Source organism: Mycolicibacterium agri (genome assembly GCF_002553505.1).
Classification (GTDB): domain Bacteria; phylum Actinomycetota; class Actinomycetes; order Mycobacteriales; family Mycobacteriaceae; genus Mycobacterium; species Mycobacterium agri.
This window is the reverse complement of the sequence record NZ_PDCP01000058.1, coordinates 1-21,270: the sequence shown is the minus strand read 5'-3', so window position 1 is coordinate 21,270 and position 21,270 is coordinate 1. Positions and strand designations below refer to the sequence as shown.

Here is a 21,270-nt window from a genome sequence, read left to right as displayed (position 1 = left end):
TCGTGAGCATCCGCGCACCGCGTAGGTCCACTGTTGCTCTGGCGGCAGCGGCCACGCTCGCATCCAGCTCCGTCTACGTCGGAGCCCGCTCATTCCTGACCGGGCAGGCTAACCAGGCCCGACGCGTCATTCCCAAATCGTGGGACATCCCGCCGCGGGCCGACGGCGTCTACTCGCCCGGCGGCGGGCCGGTCGAGCGCTGGCACCGCGGAGTCCCGTTTGACCTGCATCTGATGATCTTCGGCGACTCCACCGCGACCGGCTACGGCGCCCGCAACGCCGAAGAGACCCCTGGCGTGATGCTGGCCCGCGGCCTGGCCGAGGCGTCGGGCAAACGCATCCGGCTCAGCACCAAGGCGATCGTCGGCGCCACGTCGAAGGGCCTGTCGGGCCAGATCGACGCCATGTTTGTGGCGGGTCCGCCACCGGATGCGGCCGTGATCATGATCGGCGCCAACGACGTCACCAGGCTCAACGGCATCGGCCCGTCGGCGCGCCGGTTGGGCGCGGCGGTGCGGCGGCTGCGGGCCAGCGGCGCCGTCGTCGTCGTGGGCACCTGCCCGGACTTCGGCGTCATCACCGCGATCCCTCAGCCGTTGCGGACGGTGGCTCGCACCCGCGGGCTGCAGCTGGCCCGCGCACAGGCGTCGGCGGTCCGCTCGTCGGGCGGTATCCCGGTTCCGCTGGCCGACCTGCTTGCCCCGCAGTTCCGCAAGTCGCCGGAGGTGTTGTTCTCCGACGACATGTTCCACCCGTCGGGGGCCGGGTACGCGTTGGCCGCAAAGCAGCTGCTGCCTGCGCTGTGTAATGCGTTGGGCGACTTGACATCTACCACCGAGCAGGATTCGCCGTTGGAGGCCCGCGGCGGCGACGGCGCCTCACTGTTGTCGCGACTCGGCGGTGTCAGTCGGTTGTGGCGGCGTTCGACCGGGGTGCCCGCGCCGATCGTCGGTTGAGGTGAGGCGTTAAGTTCTCCTGGGTAAGCCACTACGCCAGGAGTTGTCATGAGTGAAGCCGTCATTGTCGCGACTGCACGCTCGCCGATCGGCCGAGCAGGCAAGGGATCACTGGTCGACATGCGGCCCGACGACCTGGCCGCGCAGATGGTGCGCGCCGCCCTGGACAAGGTGCCTGCGCTGGATCCCAAGGACATCGACGACCTGATGATGGGCTGCGGGCAGCCCGGCGGCGAGGCCGGATTCAACATCGGCCGCGCCGTCGCCGTCCAGCTGGGCTACGACTTCCTGCCCGGCACCACCGTGAACCGGTACTGCTCGTCGTCGCTGCAGACCACGCGGATGGCGTTCCACGCGATCAAGGCCGGTGAGGGCAGCGCGTTCATCTCCGCCGGTGTGGAGACCGTGTCGCGGTTTCCGAAGGGCACGTCCGATGGTTGGCCGGACACGCACAACCCGCTGTTCGCCGACGCCGAGAAGCGGTCGGCGGACGCGGCCGCGGGTGCCGAGGAGTGGCATGACCCGCGGCAGGACGGCGCGCTGCCGGATGTCTACATCGCGATGGGTCAGACCGCCGAGAACGTCGCGCTCTACACCGGTATCAGCCGTGAGGAGCAGGACCACTGGGGCGTGCGCAGCCAGAACCGCGCCGAGGAGGCCATCAGGAGCGGCTTCTTCGCCCGCGAGATCACGCCGGTGACGCTGCCCGACGGGTCGCAGGTCAGCACCGACGACGGGCCGCGGCCCGGCACCACCTACGACAAGGTCAGCCAGCTCAAGCCCGTCTTCCGCCCCAACGGCACGGTCACCGCTGGCAACGCCTGCCCGCTGAACGACGGTGCGGCAGCGGTGATTGTGATGAGCGACGACAAGGCCAAGGCGCTGGGGCTGACACCGCTGGCGCGCATCCTCGCGACGGGCGTGAGCGCGCTGTCACCGGAGATCATGGGGCTTGGCCCCATTGAGGCGACGCGCAAGGCGTTGGCCAACGCGGGCATGACAATTGATGACATCGACCTCTACGAGATCAATGAGGCGTTCGCGGTGCAGGTGCTGGGCTCGGCGCGCGAGTTGGGCATGGACCTCGACAAGCTCAACGTGTCAGGTGGCGCGATCGCGCTGGGTCATCCGTTCGGCATGACGGGCGCCCGCATCACGGCCACGCTGCTGAATAATCTGTCGTCCTACGACAAGACCTTCGGCCTGGAGACCATGTGCGTGGGCGGCGGCCAGGGCATGGCGATGATCATCGAACGACTCAGTTGATCTCCGTTGACATTGCGTTTTTGGCGCAAAAGCTCGAGAAGCGTTCTCCAAGATCGCAATGTCAAGCAATGTCAACGCGTCAGCGGGCCGCCGTACGAAAATCCCATGCCCGTCGAAGCCGCCGAAGCACTTCGGTCGGGTGGTTTCGCGCGGCAACACGTATCACCAACCACCCCACCTCGCGAATGTCTTCGGCGCGCATGATCTCGTATGCGAAGCTCGCGGCTGGTCCGATGGTGGTCCCCTTCATACTCGATCGCCAGCATCAGGTCGGGCCATCCCATGTCGAGGTAATACCTGCGACGGCCGTCGGGGCTGCGTACCGGGATCTGCGTCTGCGGTCGCGGATATCCGTCGCGAATCACCAACAGCCGCAACCATGTTTCCTTCGGCGACTCGGCGCCCGCGTCGACGAGATCGAGCGCCGCTTCCAGCTGCCGCAGGCCCCGTGTGTGTGGATGGCGCGCTGCGATGTCCTCGACGGCGGCGACCTTCAACTGCGTGGCCCTGGCCAGGGCGTCCAGACGAGCGATCGCATCATCGATCCTTCCGCGACGCCCCAGGTCGAACGCCGTACGCTCCGGCGTCGTGACGACAAATCCGTTCAGCTGTTGAATTTCGTCGTCCAGCAACAGCTCATTGCGAGTGATGACGCCGTCAGGCGACCGAGTTTTCGCCCAGATCAGCTCGACCGGTGAATCGTCGTCGATCCACTTCGCGCCGTACAGCGCCGAGGCGGCCAAGCCTGACACGACCGCCTCGCCGCGCGCCCACAGATGGGCGCTGCTGTAGCGACGGCTCAATTCGCTTGTCGAGGTAGATGTTCGGCAGGATCGGGCGGTAGTACCGCCGCAGCTCATATCGACTGAGCCGGCCCGAAGCCACCGCGTCAGTTCCGACGAATGGCGCTAATTCCTCCCCCATGGCGACACGCTCGCACGCGGGGCTGTCGCGTGGCCGTTCACTTTGCGTCTACGGCGGCAATGTGTGGATGAATCGCGCACTGTGCGCAAAGTCAACACCGCCATAGAGCGCAATAGAGAAAGCCCCCGGCGTACCGGGGGCTTCCTTCGCTGTAAGCGCTATTCGCTCTGCAAGATGCTGAGCAGTCGCAGAATCTCGATGTACAGCCAGACCAGCGTCACGGTCAGGCCCAGCGCGATACCCCACGCGGCCTTCTCGGGCGCGCCGGCGCGGATCATCTGGTCGGCAGCGTCGAAGTCCAGCAGGAAGCTGAACGCCGCCAGGCCGATGCACACCAGCGAGAAGATGATCGCGATCGGGCCGTTGCCGCGCAGGCCGAGGCCTTCGCCGCCGCCCACACCGAACATCCCCAGTACGAGGTTGCCGAGCGCCAGCACCAGCACACCGAAGATGCCCGCGATGATCATGCGGGTGAACTTCGGGGTGACGCGAATGGCGCCGGTCTTGTAGACGACGAGCATGCCGATGAACACGCCGATGGTGGCGAGAATCGCCTGGCCGATCAGCGCGCCTGCACTCACGCCGGACACGTACATGTTGGCCAGCAGGAACGAGATCGCGCCCAGGAACAGGCCCTCGAGGCCCGCATAGGTCAGCACGACCGCCGGGTTGTCCTGCTTGCGGCCGAACGTCGCGATCAGCACCACCGCCAGGCCGCCGAGCCCGCCGACCATGACGAACGGCAGGGCCAGCCCGAGATTGCCTGCGACGAGGAAGTACGAGACCACCGCGACGGCCGAAAGCACCGCGAGAGTGACGCCGGTCTTGGTGACGACGTCGTCGATCGTCAGCGGCCGCGAAACTCCCGTCTGCTCCGGGTACTGCGTCGTGTAGGGGTCCGCATGAACTGCTTGCGCGCCGAAGCCGGCGGCTCCGGTACCGAATTGCGCATATCCACCCTGCGTCTTGGGCAGGGATCGAAATACCGGGTTGCTGGTTTCCCGCACCGTCGGATCCTCTCCTGTGCTGTCGTCCGTCTGATGACGAACATTTACTCAACGAACCGCCACCTGGTATCGGTTCCCGAACACCCTCCCAGGTCTTTCACAGGAAACTCTACCCGGGGCAGGGCGTATCAGGGTGACGTTCTAGATTGCATACCCGTGGGCGAAAACGAGGATGTCCTAGTAAGCGTCGACCGTGGAATAGGCCTGATCAGCCTCAACAGGCCCAAGGCCATCAACTCGCTGACCCACTCGATGATCTCAGCGATCTCTCGGGCGTTGACCGAATGGCGGGATGACGACGCCGTCAAGGCCGTCGTGCTGTCCGGCGAAGGCGAACGCGGCCTGTGCGCGGGCGGCGACATCGTCGAGGTCTACAACAGCGCGCGCGGCGATCACGGCATCGCCAGCTCGTTCTGGTGGGACGAGTACCTGATGAACGCGCAGATCGCGCGCTACCCCAAGCCGTACGTCGCATTGATGGACGGCATCGTGATGGGCGGCGGCGTCGGCGTCAGCGCACACGGCAACGTCCGCGTCGTCACCGACACCACGAAAATGGCCATGCCCGAAGTCGGAATCGGCTTCATCCCCGACGTCGGCGGCACCTACATCCTGTCGCGCGCACCCGGGCGGCTCGGCCTGCACGCCGCGCTGACGGGCGCCCCGTTCGGCGCGGGCGACGCCATCGCAATGGGTTTCGCCGACCATTTCGTCCCGCACGACAAGCTCGCCGCATTCAAGCAGGCGATCCTGGCCGACGGGGTCGACGCCGCGCTGTCCGCCTACGCCGAGGACGCGCCCGCCGGCGAACTGCTGGCCCAGCGCGACTGGATCGACGAGTGTTATGCGGGCGAAACGGCCTCCGACATCGTCGCCGCGCTGCGCGGACACGACGCAGGCCCCGCGAATGACGCCGCGAACCTCATCATGACCCGCTCCCCCATCGCGGTTTCCGTCACGCTCGAAGCGGTGCGGCGCGCCGCCAAGCTTGACACCCTGGAAGACGTGCTGCGCCAGGAGTATCGGACGTCGTGCGCCTCACTGAACTCACACGACCTGGTCGAAGGCATCCGCGCGCAGGTGATCGACAAGGACCGCAACCCGAAGTGGTCGCCGGCATCGCTGGCGGAGGTCACCGCCGACGACATCGAGGCGTATTTCGCGCCGCAGGACCCCGACTTGACCTTTCCCGAGGAGACGCCGTGAGCGACAACACCTACGAAACCATCCGCGTCGAGCGCGACGGACGCGTCGGCACCATCACGCTGAACCGGCCGAAGGCGCTGAACGCCCTCAACAGTCAGGTGATGCACGAAGTTACAACGGCCGCAGCCGAATTCGACAGCGACAACGGCATCGGCGCAATCATCATCACCGGCAACGAGAAGGCGTTCGCTGCCGGCGCCGACATCAAGGAGATGTCGGAGCTGTCCTTCGCCGACGTGTTCGAGCAGGACTTCTTCGCGCAGTGGTCCAAGCTCGCGGCGGTGCGCACACCGCTGATCGCCGCGGTGGCCGGTTACGCGCTCGGCGGCGGCTGCGAACTGGCGATGATGTGCGATGTGCTGATCGCCGCCGACACCGCGAAGTTCGGCCAGCCGGAGATCAAGCTCGGAGTGCTCCCCGGCATGGGCGGCTCGCAACGGTTGACCCGCGCCGTCGGCAAGGCCAAGGCGATGGATCTGATCCTGACCGGACGCACCATCGACGCGGAGGAGGCCGACCGCAGCGGCCTGGTGTCGCGGGTGGTGCCCGCCGACGAGTTGCTCCGGGAGGCCAAGACCGTCGCCGAGACGATCGCGGGCATGTCGTTGTCGGCCGCCCGGATGGCCAAGGAGGCCGTCAATCGGGCCTTCGAGACGTCGCTGTCGGAGGGGCTGCTCTACGAGCGCAGGCTGTTCCATTCGGCGTTTGCCACGGCCGACCAGACCGAGGGCATGAACGCCTTCACCGAGAAGCGCCCGCCGAACTTCACGCACCGATAGCCTCAGCTATGTGACCGATACCGCGGAGGCGACGCAAGAGGTAGCGCCCCAACCGGAACCGACTGCCAAGACCACGTCGTGGTGGCGACGGCATTACACCTTCATGGGCACCGCGCTCGGCCTGGTGTTCCTGTGGTTGTCGTTGACGCCGTCACTGTTGCCCCGCGGACCGTTCTTCCAGGGCGTGGTCAGCGGCGCCGCCGCCGCATTCGGCTACGGCCTCGGTGTTTTTCTTGTGTGGTTGGTGCGCTACATGCGCTCCAAGGACACCAGCCCGCCCGCGCCACGGTGGGCGTGGATCGCACTGCTGGTGGTGGGCGTCGTCGGCCAGATCCTGATGATCGTCTACTTCCATGTCTGGCAGGACGAAGTGCGCGACCTCAACGGCGTACCGCGCCTTGGCTTCTGGGATCACCCGCTGACGGCGGTGCTGTCCATCGTCGTCTTGTTCGTCCTCGTCGAAATCGGGCAGTTGATCGGCCGTCTCGTGCGATTTCTCACCCACCAAATCAATCGTGTTGCACCTCAACGTGTTTCGGCGGTCGTCACGGTGTTGCTGCTGCTGGCCCTTGGTGTCGCGCTGCTCAACGGTGTCGTCGTGCGAGTGGGCATGAGCACCTTGAACAAGACCTTCGCCGCGGTCAACGACGAGACCGACCCGAACTTCCCGGCGCCGACGTCGCCGCTGCGGTCCGGCGGGCCTGGCTCGTTGGCCAGCTGGGAGTCGCTGGGTCACCAGGGCCGGGTGTTCGTGTCGGCGGGCCCGACGGTCGAGCAGCTGACGCAGTTCAACGGCAGGCCGGCGATGGAGCCGATCCGCGTGTACGCCGGTCTGCATTCCGCCGACGGGATCAAGGCGACGGCCGCGTTGGCCGCAGAAGAGCTGCGACGCACCGGCGGGCTCGACCGCGACGTGGTGGCGGTCGCGACGACGACGGGCACGGGCTGGATCAACGAAGCCGAGGCCTCCGCGCTGGAGTACATGTACAACGGCGACACCGCGATCGCGTCCATGCAGTACTCGTTTTTGCCCAGCTGGCTGTCGTTCCTCGTCGACAAGGAGAACGCCAGACAGGCCGGTCAGGCGCTGTTCGAAGCCGTCGACGCCATGATCCGCGAGATGCCCGAGGCGCAGCGGCCCAAGCTGGTGGTGTTCGGCGAGAGCCTGGGCTCGTTCGGCGGCGAGGCGCCGTTCCTCGCGTTGAACAATCTCGTCGCCCGCACCGACGGCGCGCTGTTCTCGGGGCCGACGTTCAACAACACGATCTGGGCGGACCTGACCCGCAACCGCGACGCGGGTTCGCCGGAGTGGCTGCCGATCTACGACAAGGGCGAAAGCGTCCGCTTCGTCGCCCGCCCGGACAACCTCGACCGTCCCGATGACCCGTGGGACGAGCCGCGGGTGGTCTACCTGCAGCACGCCTCGGACCCCATCGCCTGGTGGAACCCGGATCTGCTGTTCGAAGAGCCGGACTGGTTGAAGGAGCCACGCGGCTACGACCTGTCCGGGCGGATGCAGTGGATACCGGTGGTGACGTTCCTGCAGGTGTCGGCCGACATGGCTGTCGCGGTGGATGTTCCCGACGGGCACGGCCACGTCTACGTCAAGGACGTCGCCAACGGGTGGGCGGCCGTGCTGCAGCCGCCGGGATGGACATCGGAGAAGACCGAACGACTGCGTCCGCTGCTGACCAACGACGAAAACGCTTGAGCGGCTAAACCAGCTGGACCAGAACGCCTTCGGCCTTGAGCGCGTGGTAGCCGCCGATCACGTCGGTCGCCTTGTGCAGGCCGAGATCGATCAGCGCCGCCGCGGCCAGGCTCGAGGTGTAGCCCTCCGAGCACAGCACCACCCATTCGACGTCGTCGTCGACGGCCTGCGGGATCTTCGCGTCGCTGGTCGGGTCGCAGCGCCACTCCAGCACGTTGCGTTCGATCACCAGCGCGCCGGGCACGTCGCCTTCGCGTTCGCGCTGGGCCTGCGGGCGGATGTCGACGAGCACCGCGCCGCGCCGCAGCGCCTCGGGCACGTCCGTGGCAGACAGTCGCTGAAATCGGGCCCGCGCGGCGGCGAGCAGCTCGTCGATGCGGCTGGTCATCGGTCGGCTATCCCTCCGGCCCGTCGGTCAGTTCGGTCCTGTTGCGCCGCAACGTGTTCCGGCTGGTCACCTCGTAGTACGACATCGCGGTCAGCGGCGGCGAGTAGGCGTGCACGCTGAGTGTCGGCGTGATCGGCGCGGGCGCGGGCGCCCACACCACGTCGTGCACCCAGCCGAGCGGGAACGCGGCCTGATCGCCTGCGTGCAGTCGACGTCGTCGCAACGCCTCGCCGTCCCAACGGAATTCGTCGAGCGCGCCGGACACCACCGTCAACGCGCCCAGCGAGCCGCCGTGGTCGTGCAGCTCGGTGGCCTGGTCCTTGACCCAGCTGATCAGCCAGATGTCGAGCTCGTCGTCGCCGTGGATGCGGGTGTACCAGCGCTGGTCGGTCGGCAGGCCTGCGGCGGGCAGCAGATGCTCGTGGCGGCCGGACAGCACGTCTTCGGCGGCTCGGTCGACGGCGTGCAGCAGGTCGGGCACGCGCAGGCGGGTGGGGGCAGAGACAGCAGAAAGCATGGGTGAAGCTCCAGGAATGACGGACGGACGTGGGTCGGGCGATTACCGCCGACAACACCACTGGAACCGAGTGCCCTCCATCACGGCCGCGAGTCTTGCATAGATTTACTCCATGCGCTTCTACCCCCTGTGCATCGCAGCGGCGGCGGCCGCCGCAGCGCTGGCCGGTTGCTCCTCGGGCGGCGAAGGCGGTGAGACGGCTCCGCCGGCCACCACGACGACGGCGACGGCCTCGGAAACCCACACACCGGCACCCGGCGCGATCGAGGTGTCGCCGGGCGGTGTCACGACCGCGGTCGGGGCCGACGCCTCGTCCACAGAAGAGGAGTATTCGCAGGCCTGCCAGGCCGCGAAGGCCTGGATCGACCAGCAGGGCGGCGACCGCCGAGCGCAGGTCGAGCCGTTCCTGAAGATGATCCAGGACCCCAACACCCCGCCCGGTCCAGCCACCTACAACACCCCGTGGGCGGAGCTGCCACCCGACCGTCAGGCCGCGGTCATCGTGGCGGTGCATGCCGGCGCCGATGCCCTCTGCTGACAATTCGAATCACGCCTGCGAGAAACCCGGCCGGCAGTCGCAGAATGAACCTATGGCCGGCAAGGACTCTCTTGCCCCCCGCGCACGTAAACGGGTCGCGCTGGCCCTCGGCAGCGGAGGCGCCCGGGGATACGCCCACATCGGCGTGATCTCCGAACTCCGCGCACGCGGGTACGAGATCGTCGGCATCGCCGGATCATCGATGGGCGCGCTCGTCGGCGGCTTGGAGGCGGCTGGGAAGCTCGACGACTTCGAGGAATGGGCGAAGTCGTTGACCCAGCGCGCCGTGTTGCGGCTGCTGGACCCGTCGATCACCGCGGCCGGGGTGCTGCGCGCGGCCAAGATCCTCGACGCGGTCCGCGACATCCTCGGCGAGGTGACCATCGAAGAGTTGCCGATCCCGTACACGGCGGTGACGACGGATCTGATCGCGGGCAAGTCGGTGTGGCTGCAGCGCGGCCCCGTCGACGCGGCGATCCGGGCGTCGATCGCGATCCCGGGCGTCATCTCTCCGCATGTGCTCGACGGTCGCCTGCTCGCCGACGGCGGCATCCTCGACCCGCTGCCGATGGCGCCCATCGCGGCGGTCAACGCCGACCTCACCATCGCGGTCAGCCTCGGCGGCAGCGAGACCGACGGCCAGGAGGAGCAGCCGGCGGACACCGGGCAGCGGGTGACGACGGAATGGCTGGCGCGGGTGTGGCGCAGCACGTCGTCGCTGTTCGAGAACAACACCATGCTGAACCGGTTCGGCGCAGGCACCGACGGCGCACCGGACGCCGACGCCGCTATCGACTCCACGGTTGCCGAGACCCCCAGCCGCGAGGAACTCGTCGACAGCTCCAAGGAGGTCGCGGTGCCGAAGCTGGGCAGCTTCGAGGTGATGAACCGCACGATCGACATCGCGCAGGCCGCGCTGTGCCGTCACACGCTGGCGGCCTATCCGCCCGACGTGTTGATCGAGGTGCCGCGATCAGCGTGCCGCAGCTTGGAATTCCATCGCGCGGCCGAGGTCATCGACATCGGCCACGAGTTGGCCGCCGAAGCCCTTGACGGGATTTCGGCGCGCTAAGCGGCGCGTAGCGCACGTTAGCGCGCCGAAATCGCAAGAAACGAGGCGACGTCGGCGGCGACGCGTCGGCCCCGCGCGCGTCCCGCGCGGGCGGACGGTTCGCGACAGGCCGGGTCAAGCGGGTTGCGGCCGAAAGCCTTCAGCGACTCGTCGTCGGCGAAGATGCCGAGCGCGCGCCCGGGAAACGCGTCGACTTCGTACGCCGGATCGCGGCCGAACGGCGACGGCGCGCCCTTACCTGACGGCACCAGGACGACGACGGTGTCGCAGTCGGCGGCCAGCGTGAGGTTCATCGTGCTGCCCACGCCGCCGTCCATATAGCGCCGCCCGTCGATGGTCACCGGCGGCCACGCGCCGGGCACCGCGCAGCTGGCGGCGACGGCGTCGACCAATTCGACATCGGAGGTCGGGTCGAACGCGACCAGCTCGCCGGTGCCGATGTCGATCGCGGAGATCCGCAAATCGCGGTCCGGCCAGCGGTGCGACGGCAGGCGCTGCGCGATCACCTCGCGGCGCACCTCCTCCGGCACGGTGGCGGTGGTGCGCGCCACCTCGCCGATGCGTTGCAGCTTCTGTTCTTTCGAGGCGTCGGGATCCGACAGCGCTTGCAGGAACAGTTCGGTGATGTCGTCGATGTCGACGTTCGGGTCGATCTCTTTCCCGTGGCCGGAGATCTGCCGCTCGAACAGCTCGTCGAGGCTCAAGTCGCTGCCGAGTTGAGCCGCGACCGCTGAGCCTGCGGATGTGCCGACGATGACGTCGGAGTCCAACAGCGTGCGCACCGTCTCGGCCGATTCGTCTTCGATACCCCGCAGAATGCCGGTTTCCAGGCGATTCCCTCCAATCCCCCGCCGGCGAGCACAAGAGCGTGTTTCGATGTCACCCCGAAAGTCTGCCAGCCCCGGCTTGTGGCGCTTAGCGTGCATGCCATGATCGCGCGCATCGTCGTCATCTTTGCGACCGTGACACTGCTGGTCTGCCCCCCGCCCGCGGCCGCCGATCCGCCCGCGCCGCCGGTGCCGATCGTCCCGCCGCCGGTGCAGCCGCCGAATCTCGGCGACCTGAAGGTCCAGATCACCCGCTACTACGAAAGCGGGGCGTATCTCACCGACCTGCAGGCGGCCGCCTGGCCTGCCATTCCGTGGATCGACGAGCAGGCGCCGCGGGTGCCACGGCCCGCCGCCGTGTTCGACATCGACGAGACCTCGCTGTCGAACTGGGAAGCGCTGAAGGCCAACGACTTCGGCAGGATCATCCCCGGCCCGTGCGACGAGTTGCCGCAAGGCCCATGCGGATTGGCGGCGTGGGACGAATACGCCGAAGCCACGGCGATCCCGCCGACGCGAGACGTGTTCAACGCGGCCAAAAACCGCGGTGTGGCGGTCTTCTTCATCACCGGTCGACCCGAGTCGCAGCGCGCCGCGACCGAACGCAACCTCGCCGACGTGGGCTATCACGGCTACACCCGGCTGATCATGGAACCCATTGGCGCGCAGTACTCTTCGGCTGTCGATTACAAGGCGCCGCAACGACAGGCGATCGAGCAGGAGGGCTATACGATCATCGCCAACCTTGGCGACCAGCCGTCCGACCTCGACGGCGGATTCGCGGAGCGGACCTTCCTGCTCCCCAATCCCTTCTACCGCATCCCCTGACCACCTACCGCATCATCCCCTCACCACCTACCGCATACCCTCACCACGCCGAAACCGACATATGGGTGCAAAAGTGCGAGTAGGCCGCGCCATTTCGTCGATCTCGGCGTGGGGTCTGTGCGCCCACTGGCGCAGGTCTGTGCACCAACTGGCGTGGGCTTGTGCGCCCGCAGGCGCGCGTCAGTGCACCAACTGGTGCGAGCCAGTGCACCAACCAGCGCGTCAGTGCACCAACTGGCGCGACAGCTCCTCCAGCGACTGGCGGGCGTAGCCCTTCCACAGCCAGCCGAACACCGGAAGCAGCGGGGCGACGATACGGCTGCGCGGGTGGATGGTCCACCGCCGGGTCACGCTGGTGCCTGCGCCGATCGGCTCGAAAATCCATTCGCCGTCAACGTGGTCGACCAACGGCGACAGCGGGCCGGTGATGTTCGACAGCGTGTAGCCGAACGAATGCGGCGGGTCGTACGTTGTGAGTTCTTCGCGCATGCTGCCGCCGCCGACCAACACGACGGTTCGGGTCTGCCCGACGCCATCCCAGTCGCCGGTCTGGTCGCGGGTCTCCTTGATCGGCGGAATCGGCCCGTACCACCGCTGGAACAGCTTCGGCAACGGCATCGGAACCATGTCGCGGAAGACGTCTTCCTGGCCCATCGCAATGGTCTTGGACCTTTCGACCACCAGGGGCTGGCTCATACGTCGAGACTATCCCAGCTCGGGTGCGGCCTTGCCGCTGATCAACGGCAAGTCGAGGTAGGTCAGGATGCCCGGTTCGGCGGCACACGTGGCGGGAACGGAGTTCACGCAGTGCGCAGCCGTTCCAACGATGCCGTACTCAGGCCCCTGTCCGCCGACTTCGGAGTGAAATCCCTTGACGGTGACCGTGATATCCGGATTGCCGCGCACTTCCATCTCATATCGCTGCCCGGCGGGGCCGAGAGTCCATGCGGGGTCGAGGTTTTCCTCGCCCATCAACCAGTTCACCGTCACCCGCACCACCGGTTTCGAGTCGACCAGCGCCTCCCAATGGAATCGCCGGCCCGCAACCTGACCCGGTTCGATGACGCCCAGCGGCGACTCGATAGGCGCCGACGCAACCGCAACCTCCTGTGTCGCACGCACTTTCGGGTCTGCGTTGAAGCCCATCTTGTCGACGACCATCTTCACGGCCTGGATGAAACCGCTGTCGAGCATCTTCTGCATCGGCCCGGTCAACGCCTTGTCCGGCGTCTCTCCGAAGCCCATCACGTGGCGCAGTACATCGGGCGCCTCATAGGTCCGCAGGTCGGAAAACTCTTCGGCGCGAACGAATGTCACGCCCGTGGAGAACGCCGAGAACAACAGCGGAAACTTCTCGCTGATACCGCCGGGAGCCATGCCCGTGCCGTGCAGCGTCGCGTTACCCGCCAGCGCGGCTTCGCGCATCGGTGCGGCGCTGCGCTCGCTCGGGTACAGCCAACCGACGGGCGTGACGACGTTCTTGCCGGACCTCAGCAATGCGGCCACCTCGTCGGGGTTGGCCATCAGCGGCGCATAGATGACGGCGTCGGCGTCCATCTTCACGATGTCGTCGATGCTGTTGGTCGCGACGACTCCGAGCGGCTCGGTGCCGATGATCTCGCCGACGTCCTTGCCCGCCTTGTCCGGCGAATGCACCCAGCAGCCGACGAGTTCCAGCTCCGGATGCTCCAGCACGCCTTTGATTGCGGCCACGCCGACGCCTCCGGTGGCCCATTGCACGACTCGAAGCGCCATGCTCCTCCTCCCCATCCCGACCGATCCGAACGATCCCGCCTGATCCCCGCCCGGTCCCGCGGAATTAGAACACGTTCTATCCAGATCTACACCCGCGGGACGGCCGGCGACACCCTTTCAGTGCAGATCCGGCAGATTCAGCGACGCGATCTGCTCGAGAAAGACGCGATCTGCTCGAGAAAAGCGCGGGCGGGTGCGGACGCGCTCGCAGAGACCGCCACCCCGAGACGACGAACGGTCTCGGGCACCAGCGGACGGACGACCACACCGTCGGGCAGCGGCGGCAGGCCCGCGCTGGGCAGGATGGAGACACCGAGGTTCGCCCGCACGATCTGCAGCACCGACGACATCTCCCGCGCCTGGAACGCCACGTCGAACTCGACGCCGACCGCCCGCGCCACCGGAGTGAAGACGTCGGCGCATCCGCCCGTCGAGATGACGAACGGCTCCTTGGCCAATTCCGCGTAGCTGACGGTGTCCTTCGACGCCAGCCAGTTGTTCGCGGGCACCACGGCGACCATCAACTGGTCGCCGAGCACAGCGCTATCCAGGCCGCGGACCGGCAGGCTGACCACCCCTGCCTCGGCAGCGCCCTGGTCCAGCCAGTCGCGCACCTCCTCCTCGCTGCCCTCCAGCAACCGGATCTCCACGGCGGGATGGCGCTCGGCGAACGCATGCAGTTGCGGCGCGACAAGCGTTGCGGTGACGCTCGGCAGGCTGGCCAGGCTCAACGTCCCGGTGACGGCGCTCGCCACCCCCGCGACCTCGGTGCGCATCTGCGACACGTGGCGCACCACTTCACGCGCATGCGCCAGTGCGGCACGCCCGGCCTTGGTCAGCGACACCCCGTCGCGGCCGCGCACCAGCAGAGGCCGGCCCAGTTCCTTCTCGAGGGAGGCGACGGCGCGGCTCACGCCAGGTTGAGACAGGCCCAGCGCGCGGCTGGCGGCCGCGAAACCGCCCTGCTCGACCACCGTCACGAACGCCGTGAGCTGCGAAACCGTCGTCATCGGGCCTCCATATGACAAAAGGGCATCGCCTCATACCAACAGCGGTATCGCCATTTCCCTTTCCGGATGCGTTGAAGTGCGAGGCAAGGCTCTTCGGATAAAGGAGGACACGATGGCAGGCAAGCGAGTGCTGATCACCGGCGCGTCGAAGGGAATCGGGCGCGCGGTGGCCGATCGGGTGGCGGCCGCGGGCGATATCCCGGTCGGGCTGGCACGCAGCGCCCCAGCCGAGTTTCCCGGCGAGTTCTTCGAGGTCGACCTCGCCGACCGTGACGCCACGGCTGCGGGCCTGCAGCGGATCCTGGCCGTCGGGCGCATCGACGCGGTGGTGAACAACGCCGGGCTGGCGCGCTTGGCCCGGCTCGGCGAAATCGATTTGGACGACCTGTTCGTCACCTACGACCTGAACGTGCGAGCCGCCGTCCAGGTGGTGCAGGCGGTGCTGCCCGGCATGCTCGATGCGGGATGGGGGCGGATCGTCAACGTCAGCAGCCTCACCACGCTCGGGGTCGCCGAACGCACACCGTACGCCGCGTCGAAGGCTGCGCTGGAGACCTGCACCCGTATCTGGGCGCGCGAACTCGCGCAGAGCGGCATCACGGTCAACGCGGTGGCACCCGGACCCGTCGAGACCGAGCTGTATCGCGAACGCAGCCCGATCGGGTCCGAGCGCGAACGTCAACTGCTGCAGGGCATTCCGCTGCAACGTGTCGCGCAGCCTCGCGAGATAGCGCACGCGATCATCGCGTTGCTCAACGAGGACGCCGGCTACATCACCGGCCAGATCATCCGCGCGGACGGAGGCGGGAGTATCGCGGCATGACGACCGTGGGTCGGCTGGGCGATCCGTCGTCGGTCCGCAGGCTGCAGTTGGACGGAGTGGTCGCGACCTACGTCGTCGACGCCGTGTTGAGGATGGACGTCGGGTTCTTTCCCACGATTCCGCGCGACTTCTGGTCCGCCAACCGCGCCTTGCTCGGCGCCGACGGACGGCTCCCGATGAGCGCGGGCGGACTGCTGGTGGAACTCGCAGGGACCACCGTGCTCATCGATGCCGGCGTTGGGCCGGGGCCGGTTCAGTTCCCGGACGCCGACATCCGGTCCGGCGCGCTGGTCGACGTGCTGGCCGACATCGGGCGGCGGCCCGAAGACGTCGACGTGGTGGCATTCACCCATCTGCACTTCGACCATTCCGGATGGGCGTTTGTGGACGGAGAGAAGACATTCCCGCATGCCCGTTATGTGCTCGCCGCATCGGAGTGGATCGCACACGCGAGTTGCCTCGGCGGTGACGGCGCGGCGGCACCCGAGCATGTGCTGCGGGCGTTCGCATCCGGGGCCGCGGAGTTGGATCTCGTCGGCGACGGCGACGAGGTCGTGGCCGGCGTGCGAGCCATCGTGACACCGGGGCATTCGCCGGGCCACACGTCCTACGTGATCACGTCGCAGAGCGGCCACCGCCTGGTGGCGTTCGGCGACGTCTTCCACGCCCCTGCCCAGTTGGCCCATCCCGACTGGGTGGCGATCGCCGACCGTGACACCGCCGGCGTCATCGCGGCCCGGCGGCGTCTGCTCGCAGAACTGTCTGCGCCGAACACCGTCGGGTTCGGGTTTCACTTCGGCGACCAGGCTTTCGGACGCGTGGTCACCTCTCGGGGTTCGGAGGCGCTCTGGGAACCGGTGCCGACGTGGGTGCTGGCTCCTGCGCCGCAGCAGTCGCAGTAGCGCCGGGAACCCGGCCGCCGTCACAATTGCCCCCATGGCCGATTTCGGCGTGCTGGGCGCGCTGCAGATCTGCGTCGACGGGGTGCCGGTCGGGCTCGGCACCCCGAAGCAGCGGGCGGTGCTCGCCATGCTGCTGATCAACCGCAACCGGCCGGTCGCAATGGATTCATTGATCGAAGCAACGTGGGAACAGTTCCCGCCGCCGGATCCGCGCGCCAGCCTGCACGCCTACATCTCCAACCTGCGCAAGCTGATGGCCGGCCTCGGCGTCGACTCGCGCGCCGCGTTGACCAGCGCGCCGCCGGGCTACCGCTTGTCGGTGCCCGAAACCGATTGCGACATAGGACGATTCGTCCTCAACAGGACGGCGGGCGTGCGGGCGGCCGCGGCCGGGCACTTCGAGCAGGCCAGCGAGTTCCTGTCCGCCGCGCTGGCCGAATGGCGCGGACCCGTCCTCGAAGACCTGCGCGACTTCCACTTCGTCGAGACTTTCGCCGCCGCGCTGATCGAGGACAAAGTGCTCGCGCACACCGCCAAGGCGGAAGCTGAGATCGCGTGTGGCCGAGCCTATGCCGTCATCGGCGAGCTGGAGTCGCTGACCGCCGAGCATCCCTATCGCGAGCCCCTGTGGGCGCAGCTGATGACCGCGTACTACCTGGCCGATCGCCAATCCGATGCGCTCGACGCCTACCGGCGACTCAAGACCACGCTCGCCGAGGATCTGGGCATCGATCCCGGCCGGACCGTGCAGGCGCTCCACGAGCGGGTGCTGCGTCAGGAGGCGTTGGACGTCAAACGCGTCGCACAGACCACCGCCATCGGCACGGTCGGGACGCTGGACCGGCGCACCGCGGTGGGCGGGGCACCCGTCGTCGCCCGGCTGCGCGACGCGGCAGGGCGCGAGTATCCGCTTGTGGCGGCGGCGACGCGGATCGGGCGGCTGGCCGACAACGACCTCGTGCTCGACGATGCGAAGGTCAGCCGCCATCACGCGGTCATCATCGACACCGGCACCAGCTTCGTCGTCTCGGATCTGCGGTCGGCGAACGGCGTCGAGGTGCGCGGGGCGCGGATCCGCGCCAGCGTCACCATAACCGACGGCGACCACATCCGCATCTGCGACAACGAATTCATCTTCGAGGTTTCCCCACCCGAGGGATAACCGTCGAATTAGCACGTGAACACGGTGCCGCGGCATTAGGGTGTGTTCGCTGGGAAGCGAATGAAGGAGCGACCGATGAGCGGCGAAGACGACTCGCGGGCGGGTACTGAGTTCGGTCGCTACCGGCTGCGTCGGCTGATCGGCCGCGGCGGCATGGGCGAGGTGTACGAGGCCGAGGACACCGAAAAGGACCGCATTGTCGCGATCAAGCTGTTGCCGGAGGCCATCTCTCACGATCCGGTGTTCCGCAAACGCCTTCAGCGCGAGGCACATTCGGCGGGACGGTTGCTCGAACCCCACGTCGTTCCCATCCACGATTACGGCGAGATCGACGGGGTGATGTTCGTCGACATGCGGATGATCGACGGCACCGACCTCCGCAAGATCCTGAAGAACTACGGGCCGATGACGCCGGCGCGGGCGGTGGCGATCGTGCGGCAGGTCGCGTCGGCGCTCGACGCCGCGCACGAAGCCGGCATCATGCACCGCGACGTCAAGCCCGAAAACATCCTGATCACCCGCGACGACTTCGCCTACCTCGTCGACTTCGGCATCGCCAACGCCGCCACTGACGAGAAACTCACCGAGTTGGGCACTGCCGTCGGGACTTACGCCTACATGGCGCCGGAGCGGTTCACCAACGACGAGGTGACCTACCGCGCCGACATCTACGCGCTGGCGTGCGTCCTGCACGAGTGCCTGACCGGGTCTCAGCCCTACCCCGCCGACAGCGTCGGCATGGTCATCACCGCGCACTTGATGCAGCCCGTGCCGCGGCCCAGCGTGATGCGGCCGGGCATTCCGGCCGAGTTGGATCACGTCATCGCGCGCGGGATGGCCAAGAAGCCAGCCGACCGGTACGCCAGCGCCGGCGATCTGGCCGTAGCCGCCAATACCGCACTGACACAACGGGATCGGGATCAGGCCGCCGACATCTACCTGCGTAGTCAGCAGGCGACGATGCCCGGTATCGCCGCCCGCGGCGCCGTCACGCCCGGCGGCTATCAGACACCGCCGCCTGGTGCACCTGGTGCGGTTGGGCCTGCTCCGGGTGCTGGTGCGCCGCCGACACCGCCGCCGTTTGCGGCCACCACCCCGGCGTCGTTCCACACCCCTCTGACACCGAGCGGGAAAGCCCCGCGGGGCAAGAGCACCGCATGGATCCCGCTGGTCGCGGCGGGGGCCGTCTTCGCCGTCGTGCTTGGCGCCTTCGGCGTCTGGTGGGCGGTCAAGAAGGACGACTCGACCAATCGGAGCGCGACCGTCACGTCGTCGACCACCCGCGAACCTACGACGTCGCGGCCGACACGCACCACCGCGACCACGGTCAACCAGGCCTACGTCGCCAAGCTGCTGGCGGCGCTGCCCGACAGCTACGACCCCGGGGCCTGCGAACCGGCGCACCCGCCGGCGGCCGACGCGCTGGCCACCGTCGACTGCGGCGAGACGAACGTACCGACCGGCCCGAAGATCGCGCGGTACTCGCTGTTTGAAGACCAGGCGACACTGGATCGGCATTTCCGCGACGCGATCGCCGAGAACTCCGAAATGCTGAAATGCCCAGGCAGCGACCTCGACTCGCCGACGGCCTGGCACTACAACGCGACCCCAGACGAAACCGCCGGGCAAGTCGCATGCGGCACCTACGACGGCAACGCCGACGTGACCTGGACGAAGGACGCCGACCTCCTGCTGGCCAACGCGCAGGGGCCCAACATGGAAGACCTCCACAAATGGTGGAACGACTACGGGTGAGCTGAGGCGGGCGCTTTTCCAAGGATCCGCCAAGCGCCATTTTCGACTCTGATGTCACGCCGGCAACGGGCCGGAGAAATCGACATCAGGAGTCACCATGTTCACCACGCATCGAGTCACCACATTGGCCGCCACCGCGATCGCCGCGGCGGGTCTCGGACTGTCGGCCCTGACCGGCGCACCCACCGCGGGGGCGCTGACCTCCGTCGACGCGAATTTTCTTGACATCATCAGCGACGAGGGCATCGCCTACGACTCACCCGGCACGGCCGTTTCGGCCGCAATGTATGTGTGCGAGTCGATCGACGACGGCGCCGACCCGGCGGACCTCGGCAACGAGCTCCTCGCTACCACCGATCTGACGGTGCACCAGGCGGCGGTGTTCGTCGTCGCGTCGGTGTTCCACTACTGCCCCGAGTACGAGGATCTGCTGCCGTAAGCCCGTGGCGCGGCGGCCCGGCTAGCGCATCTAGACAGTTCGCTCGCTTTGTGTTTCTGTCGATCGCAAGACAGACAGCGAAGGGACAGCAGATGCCGAACAAGGTTTTCGTCGTCGGAGTGGGGATGACGAAGTTCGAGAAGCCGGGCCGCCGCGAGGGGTGGGACTACCCGGACATGGCGCGCGAATCGGGCACCAAAGCGCTCGAAGATGCGGGCATTCACTATTCGGAGGTCGAGCAGGGCTTCGTCGGCTATGTCGCGGGCGATTCGACGTCGGGCAACCGCGCGCTCTACGAACTCGGTATGACGGGCATCCCGATCGCCAACGTCAACAACAACTGTTCGACGGGTTCGACGGCGTTGTTCCTTGCGGCGCAGACGATTCGCGGCGGGCTGGCCGATTGCGCGATCGCGCTGGGCTTCGAGAAGATGCAGCCGGGCCCGCTGCAAGGCGGCAGCGAGGACCGTGAGTCGCCGATGGGTCGGCACGTCAAGGCGATGGCCGAAATCGACGAGTTCGCCTTCCCCGTCGCGCCGTGGATGTTCGGCGCGGCCGGACGCGAGCACATGCGCAAATTCGGTACCACCGCAGAGCATTTCGCGAAGATCGGGCTGAAGAACCACAAGCATTCGGTGAACAACCCGTACGCGCAGTTCCAGGATGAGTACACGCTGGAAGACATTCTGTCGGCGAAGATGATCTCCGACCCGCTGACCAAGCTGCAGTGCTCGCCGACCTCCGACGGCTCGGGCGCGGCGATCGTGGCCAGCGAGGCGTTCGTCGACAAGCACAATTTGGCGGGCCAAGCCGTGGAGATCGTCGGCCAGGCGATGACCACCGACTTCGAGTCGACCTTCGACGGCAGCGCCAAGAACCTCATCGGCTACGACATGAATGTCCAAGCCGCACGCAAGGTTTACGAGCAGTCGGGCCTCGGGCCCAACGACTTCCAGGTGATCGAGTTGCACGACTGCTTCTCGGCCAACGAGTTGCTGCTGTACGAGGCGCTGGGGCTGTGCGAAGAGGGCGAAGCACCGAAGCTGATCGACAACAACGACACCACCTACGGCGGCCGGTGGGTGGTCAACCCGTCGGGCGGGTTGATCTCCAAGGGGCATCCGCTCGGTGCGACGGGCTTGGCGCAGTGCGCGGAGTTGACGTGGCAGTTGCGCGGCACCGCGGACAAGCGTCAGGTCGACAATGTCACTGCGGCGTTGCAGCACAACATCGGGCTTGGCGGCGCGGCCGTCGTCACCGCCTACCAGAGAGCCGAGCGGTAACTCACCTCTATTGCGCGAGCAGACGCAAAAGTCCCCCCTGTCCTGGGGCGATTTCTGGGGGTGATTGCAACAGCCACCTTGTTGGAGGTTGTTGTGTATCTGAAGGCTTATCCCTGGATTAT

Annotated in this window: 20 protein-coding genes and 2 pseudogenes; 14 read left to right on the top strand and 8 right to left on the bottom strand. The window is 67.3% G+C overall.

All coding sequences use genetic code 11. The features are described 5' to 3' along the window. Positions 1–2 precede the first annotated feature (2 nt). Both CQY20_RS24490 and CQY20_RS24485 read left to right on the top strand, forming a co-directional pair. A complete protein-coding gene (locus CQY20_RS24490) occupies positions 3–956 on the top strand; it encodes an SGNH/GDSL hydrolase family protein (protein ID WP_097942669.1) in 954 nt (317 codons plus the stop codon). A 48-nt stretch (positions 957–1,004) separates the two neighbouring features. Next, complete coding sequence (locus tag CQY20_RS24485; RefSeq protein WP_097942668.1) at positions 1,005–2,222, top strand: acetyl-CoA C-acetyltransferase; 1,218 nt, start codon at positions 1,005–1,007, stop codon at positions 2,220–2,222. A 79-nt stretch (positions 2,223–2,301) separates the two neighbouring features. Here CQY20_RS24485 and CQY20_RS24480 read toward each other — a convergent pair. Together CQY20_RS24480 and CQY20_RS24475 are read right to left on the bottom strand one after the other, a co-directional pair. Then, positions 2,302–3,146, bottom strand: a pseudogene (locus CQY20_RS24480) (hypothetical protein). 158 nt (positions 3,147–3,304) lie between these two features. Then, positions 3,305–4,153 (bottom strand): Bax inhibitor-1/YccA family protein, encoded by an 849-nt coding sequence (locus tag CQY20_RS24475; protein ID WP_097942667.1) that lies wholly within the window; start codon positions 4,151–4,153, stop codon positions 3,305–3,307. 156 nt (positions 4,154–4,309) lie between these two features. Between CQY20_RS24475 and CQY20_RS24470 the strand changes: the two genes are divergently transcribed. From CQY20_RS24470 to CQY20_RS24460, 3 genes are read left to right on the top strand one after another with little or no spacing between them, the layout of a single operon-like run. Then, positions 4,310–5,359 carry an enoyl-CoA hydratase/isomerase family protein gene (locus tag CQY20_RS24470; protein ID WP_097942666.1) on the top strand — a complete coding sequence of 350 codons (1,050 nt, stop codon included), beginning with the start codon at positions 4,310–4,312 and terminating at the stop codon, positions 5,357–5,359. Beyond that, positions 5,356–6,138, top strand: coding sequence for an enoyl-CoA hydratase (locus CQY20_RS24465; RefSeq protein WP_097942665.1), 783 nt, complete (start codon positions 5,356–5,358; stop codon positions 6,136–6,138). The genes CQY20_RS24470 and CQY20_RS24465 overlap by 4 nt, the downstream gene beginning before the upstream one ends. Before the next feature lie 10 nt (positions 6,139–6,148). Then, positions 6,149–7,849 carry an alpha/beta hydrolase gene (locus CQY20_RS24460; protein ID WP_163701664.1) on the top strand — a complete coding sequence of 567 codons (1,701 nt, stop codon included), beginning with the start codon at positions 6,149–6,151 and terminating at the stop codon, positions 7,847–7,849. A gap of 4 nt (positions 7,850–7,853) precedes the next feature. Here the strand turns inward: CQY20_RS24460 and CQY20_RS24455 are convergent, their stop codons facing one another. Continuing rightward, positions 7,854–8,237 carry a rhodanese-like domain-containing protein gene (locus tag CQY20_RS24455; protein ID WP_097942664.1) on the bottom strand — a complete coding sequence of 128 codons (384 nt, stop codon included), beginning with the start codon at positions 8,235–8,237 and terminating at the stop codon, positions 7,854–7,856. Positions 8,238–8,244: 7 nt separating this feature from the next. Then, positions 8,245–8,754 carry a cysteine dioxygenase gene (locus CQY20_RS24450; RefSeq protein WP_097942663.1) on the bottom strand — a complete coding sequence of 170 codons (510 nt, stop codon included), beginning with the start codon at positions 8,752–8,754 and terminating at the stop codon, positions 8,245–8,247. Positions 8,755–8,866: 112 nt separating this feature from the next. On the opposite strand from CQY20_RS24450, the gene CQY20_RS24445 reads away from it, so the two are divergent. Together CQY20_RS24445 and CQY20_RS24440 are read left to right on the top strand one after the other, a co-directional pair. After that, positions 8,867–9,292 carry a lipoprotein LpqV gene (locus tag CQY20_RS24445; protein ID WP_097942662.1) on the top strand — a complete coding sequence of 142 codons (426 nt, stop codon included), beginning with the start codon at positions 8,867–8,869 and terminating at the stop codon, positions 9,290–9,292. Positions 9,293–9,344: 52 nt separating this feature from the next. Continuing rightward, on the top strand, positions 9,345–10,364 hold the full coding sequence (locus tag CQY20_RS24440; protein ID WP_097942661.1) for a patatin-like phospholipase family protein: 1,020 nt from the start codon (positions 9,345–9,347) through the stop codon (positions 10,362–10,364). Between the two features lie 17 nt (positions 10,365–10,381). Here the strand turns inward: CQY20_RS24440 and CQY20_RS24435 are convergent. Beyond that, a pseudogene (locus tag CQY20_RS24435) lies at positions 10,382–11,247 on the bottom strand (patatin-like phospholipase family protein). A gap of 46 nt (positions 11,248–11,293) precedes the next feature. Here CQY20_RS24435 and CQY20_RS24430 point away from each other — a divergent pair. Then, positions 11,294–12,019, top strand: coding sequence for an HAD family acid phosphatase (locus CQY20_RS24430; protein WP_097942684.1), 726 nt, complete (start codon positions 11,294–11,296; stop codon positions 12,017–12,019). Between the two features lie 222 nt (positions 12,020–12,241). Here the strand turns inward: CQY20_RS24430 and CQY20_RS24425 are convergent, their stop codons facing one another. The 3 genes from CQY20_RS24425 to CQY20_RS24415 all read right to left on the bottom strand — a co-directional run bounded on the left by CQY20_RS24425 (position 12,242) and on the right by CQY20_RS24415 (position 14,784). Beyond that, complete coding sequence (locus tag CQY20_RS24425) at positions 12,242–12,715, bottom strand: SRPBCC family protein (protein ID WP_097942660.1); 474 nt, start codon at positions 12,713–12,715, stop codon at positions 12,242–12,244. Positions 12,716–12,724: 9 nt separating this feature from the next. Beyond that, positions 12,725–13,774, bottom strand: coding sequence for an NAD(P)H-dependent amine dehydrogenase family protein (locus CQY20_RS24420; protein WP_097942659.1), 1,050 nt, complete (start codon positions 13,772–13,774; stop codon positions 12,725–12,727). Positions 13,775–13,911: 137 nt separating this feature from the next. After that, positions 13,912–14,784 carry a LysR family transcriptional regulator gene (locus tag CQY20_RS24415; protein WP_097942658.1) on the bottom strand — a complete coding sequence of 291 codons (873 nt, stop codon included), beginning with the start codon at positions 14,782–14,784 and terminating at the stop codon, positions 13,912–13,914. Between the two features lie 112 nt (positions 14,785–14,896). Here CQY20_RS24415 and CQY20_RS24410 point away from each other — a divergent pair, with 112 nt between their 5' ends. The 6 genes from CQY20_RS24410 to CQY20_RS24385 all read left to right on the top strand — a co-directional run bounded on the left by CQY20_RS24410 (position 14,897) and on the right by CQY20_RS24385 (position 21,148). Beyond that, positions 14,897–15,607, top strand: coding sequence for an SDR family oxidoreductase (locus CQY20_RS24410; protein WP_097942657.1), 711 nt, complete (start codon positions 14,897–14,899; stop codon positions 15,605–15,607). Next, the gene (locus CQY20_RS24405) at positions 15,604–16,509 is read left to right on the top strand and encodes an MBL fold metallo-hydrolase (protein ID WP_097942656.1); all 906 of its coding nucleotides are present in this window, start codon (positions 15,604–15,606) and stop codon (positions 16,507–16,509) included. Before CQY20_RS24410 ends, CQY20_RS24405 begins: the two co-directional genes overlap by 4 nt. A 34-nt stretch (positions 16,510–16,543) precedes the next feature. After that, on the top strand, positions 16,544–17,671 hold the full coding sequence (locus CQY20_RS24400; RefSeq protein WP_097942655.1) for a BTAD domain-containing putative transcriptional regulator: 1,128 nt from the start codon (positions 16,544–16,546) through the stop codon (positions 17,669–17,671). A 75-nt stretch (positions 17,672–17,746) separates the two neighbouring features. After that, complete coding sequence (locus CQY20_RS24395; protein ID WP_097942683.1) at positions 17,747–19,426, top strand: serine/threonine-protein kinase; 1,680 nt, start codon at positions 17,747–17,749, stop codon at positions 19,424–19,426. A 97-nt stretch (positions 19,427–19,523) separates the two neighbouring features. Continuing rightward, positions 19,524–19,865 (top strand): DUF732 domain-containing protein, encoded by a 342-nt coding sequence (locus CQY20_RS24390; RefSeq protein WP_097942654.1) that lies wholly within the window; start codon positions 19,524–19,526, stop codon positions 19,863–19,865. A gap of 92 nt (positions 19,866–19,957) precedes the next feature. Then, complete coding sequence (locus CQY20_RS24385; protein ID WP_097942653.1) at positions 19,958–21,148, top strand: lipid-transfer protein; 1,191 nt, start codon at positions 19,958–19,960, stop codon at positions 21,146–21,148. The last annotated feature ends 122 nt before the right edge of the window (positions 21,149–21,270 follow it).

Excerpts from the sequence above, each read along its gene's own strand:
- CQY20_RS24485 (WP_097942668.1), top strand. The coding sequence starts at position 1,005 with ATGAGTGAAGCCGTCATTGTCGCGACTGCACGCTCGCCGATCGGCCGA.
- CQY20_RS24455 (WP_097942664.1), bottom strand. The coding sequence starts at position 8,237 with ATGACCAGCCGCATCGACGAGCTGCTCGCCGCCGCGCGGGCCCGATTT.
- CQY20_RS24450 (WP_097942663.1), bottom strand. The coding sequence starts at position 8,754 with ATGCTTTCTGCTGTCTCTGCCCCCACCCGCCTGCGCGTGCCCGACCTG.
- CQY20_RS24445 (WP_097942662.1), top strand. The coding sequence starts at position 8,867 with ATGCGCTTCTACCCCCTGTGCATCGCAGCGGCGGCGGCCGCCGCAGCG.
- CQY20_RS24440 (WP_097942661.1), top strand. The coding sequence starts at position 9,345 with ATGGCCGGCAAGGACTCTCTTGCCCCCCGCGCACGTAAACGGGTCGCG.
- CQY20_RS24430 (WP_097942684.1), top strand. The coding sequence starts at position 11,294 with ATGATCGCGCGCATCGTCGTCATCTTTGCGACCGTGACACTGCTGGTC.
- CQY20_RS24425 (WP_097942660.1), bottom strand. The coding sequence starts at position 12,715 with ATGAGCCAGCCCCTGGTGGTCGAAAGGTCCAAGACCATTGCGATGGGC.
- CQY20_RS24420 (WP_097942659.1), bottom strand. The coding sequence starts at position 13,774 with ATGGCGCTTCGAGTCGTGCAATGGGCCACCGGAGGCGTCGGCGTGGCC.
- CQY20_RS24415 (WP_097942658.1), bottom strand. The coding sequence starts at position 14,784 with ATGACGACGGTTTCGCAGCTCACGGCGTTCGTGACGGTGGTCGAGCAG.
- CQY20_RS24410 (WP_097942657.1), top strand. The coding sequence starts at position 14,897 with ATGGCAGGCAAGCGAGTGCTGATCACCGGCGCGTCGAAGGGAATCGGG.
- CQY20_RS24405 (WP_097942656.1), top strand. The coding sequence starts at position 15,604 with ATGACGACCGTGGGTCGGCTGGGCGATCCGTCGTCGGTCCGCAGGCTG.
- CQY20_RS24400 (WP_097942655.1), top strand. The coding sequence starts at position 16,544 with ATGGCCGATTTCGGCGTGCTGGGCGCGCTGCAGATCTGCGTCGACGGG.
- CQY20_RS24395 (WP_097942683.1), top strand. The coding sequence starts at position 17,747 with ATGAGCGGCGAAGACGACTCGCGGGCGGGTACTGAGTTCGGTCGCTAC.
- CQY20_RS24390 (WP_097942654.1), top strand. The coding sequence starts at position 19,524 with ATGTTCACCACGCATCGAGTCACCACATTGGCCGCCACCGCGATCGCC.
- CQY20_RS24385 (WP_097942653.1), top strand. The coding sequence starts at position 19,958 with ATGCCGAACAAGGTTTTCGTCGTCGGAGTGGGGATGACGAAGTTCGAG.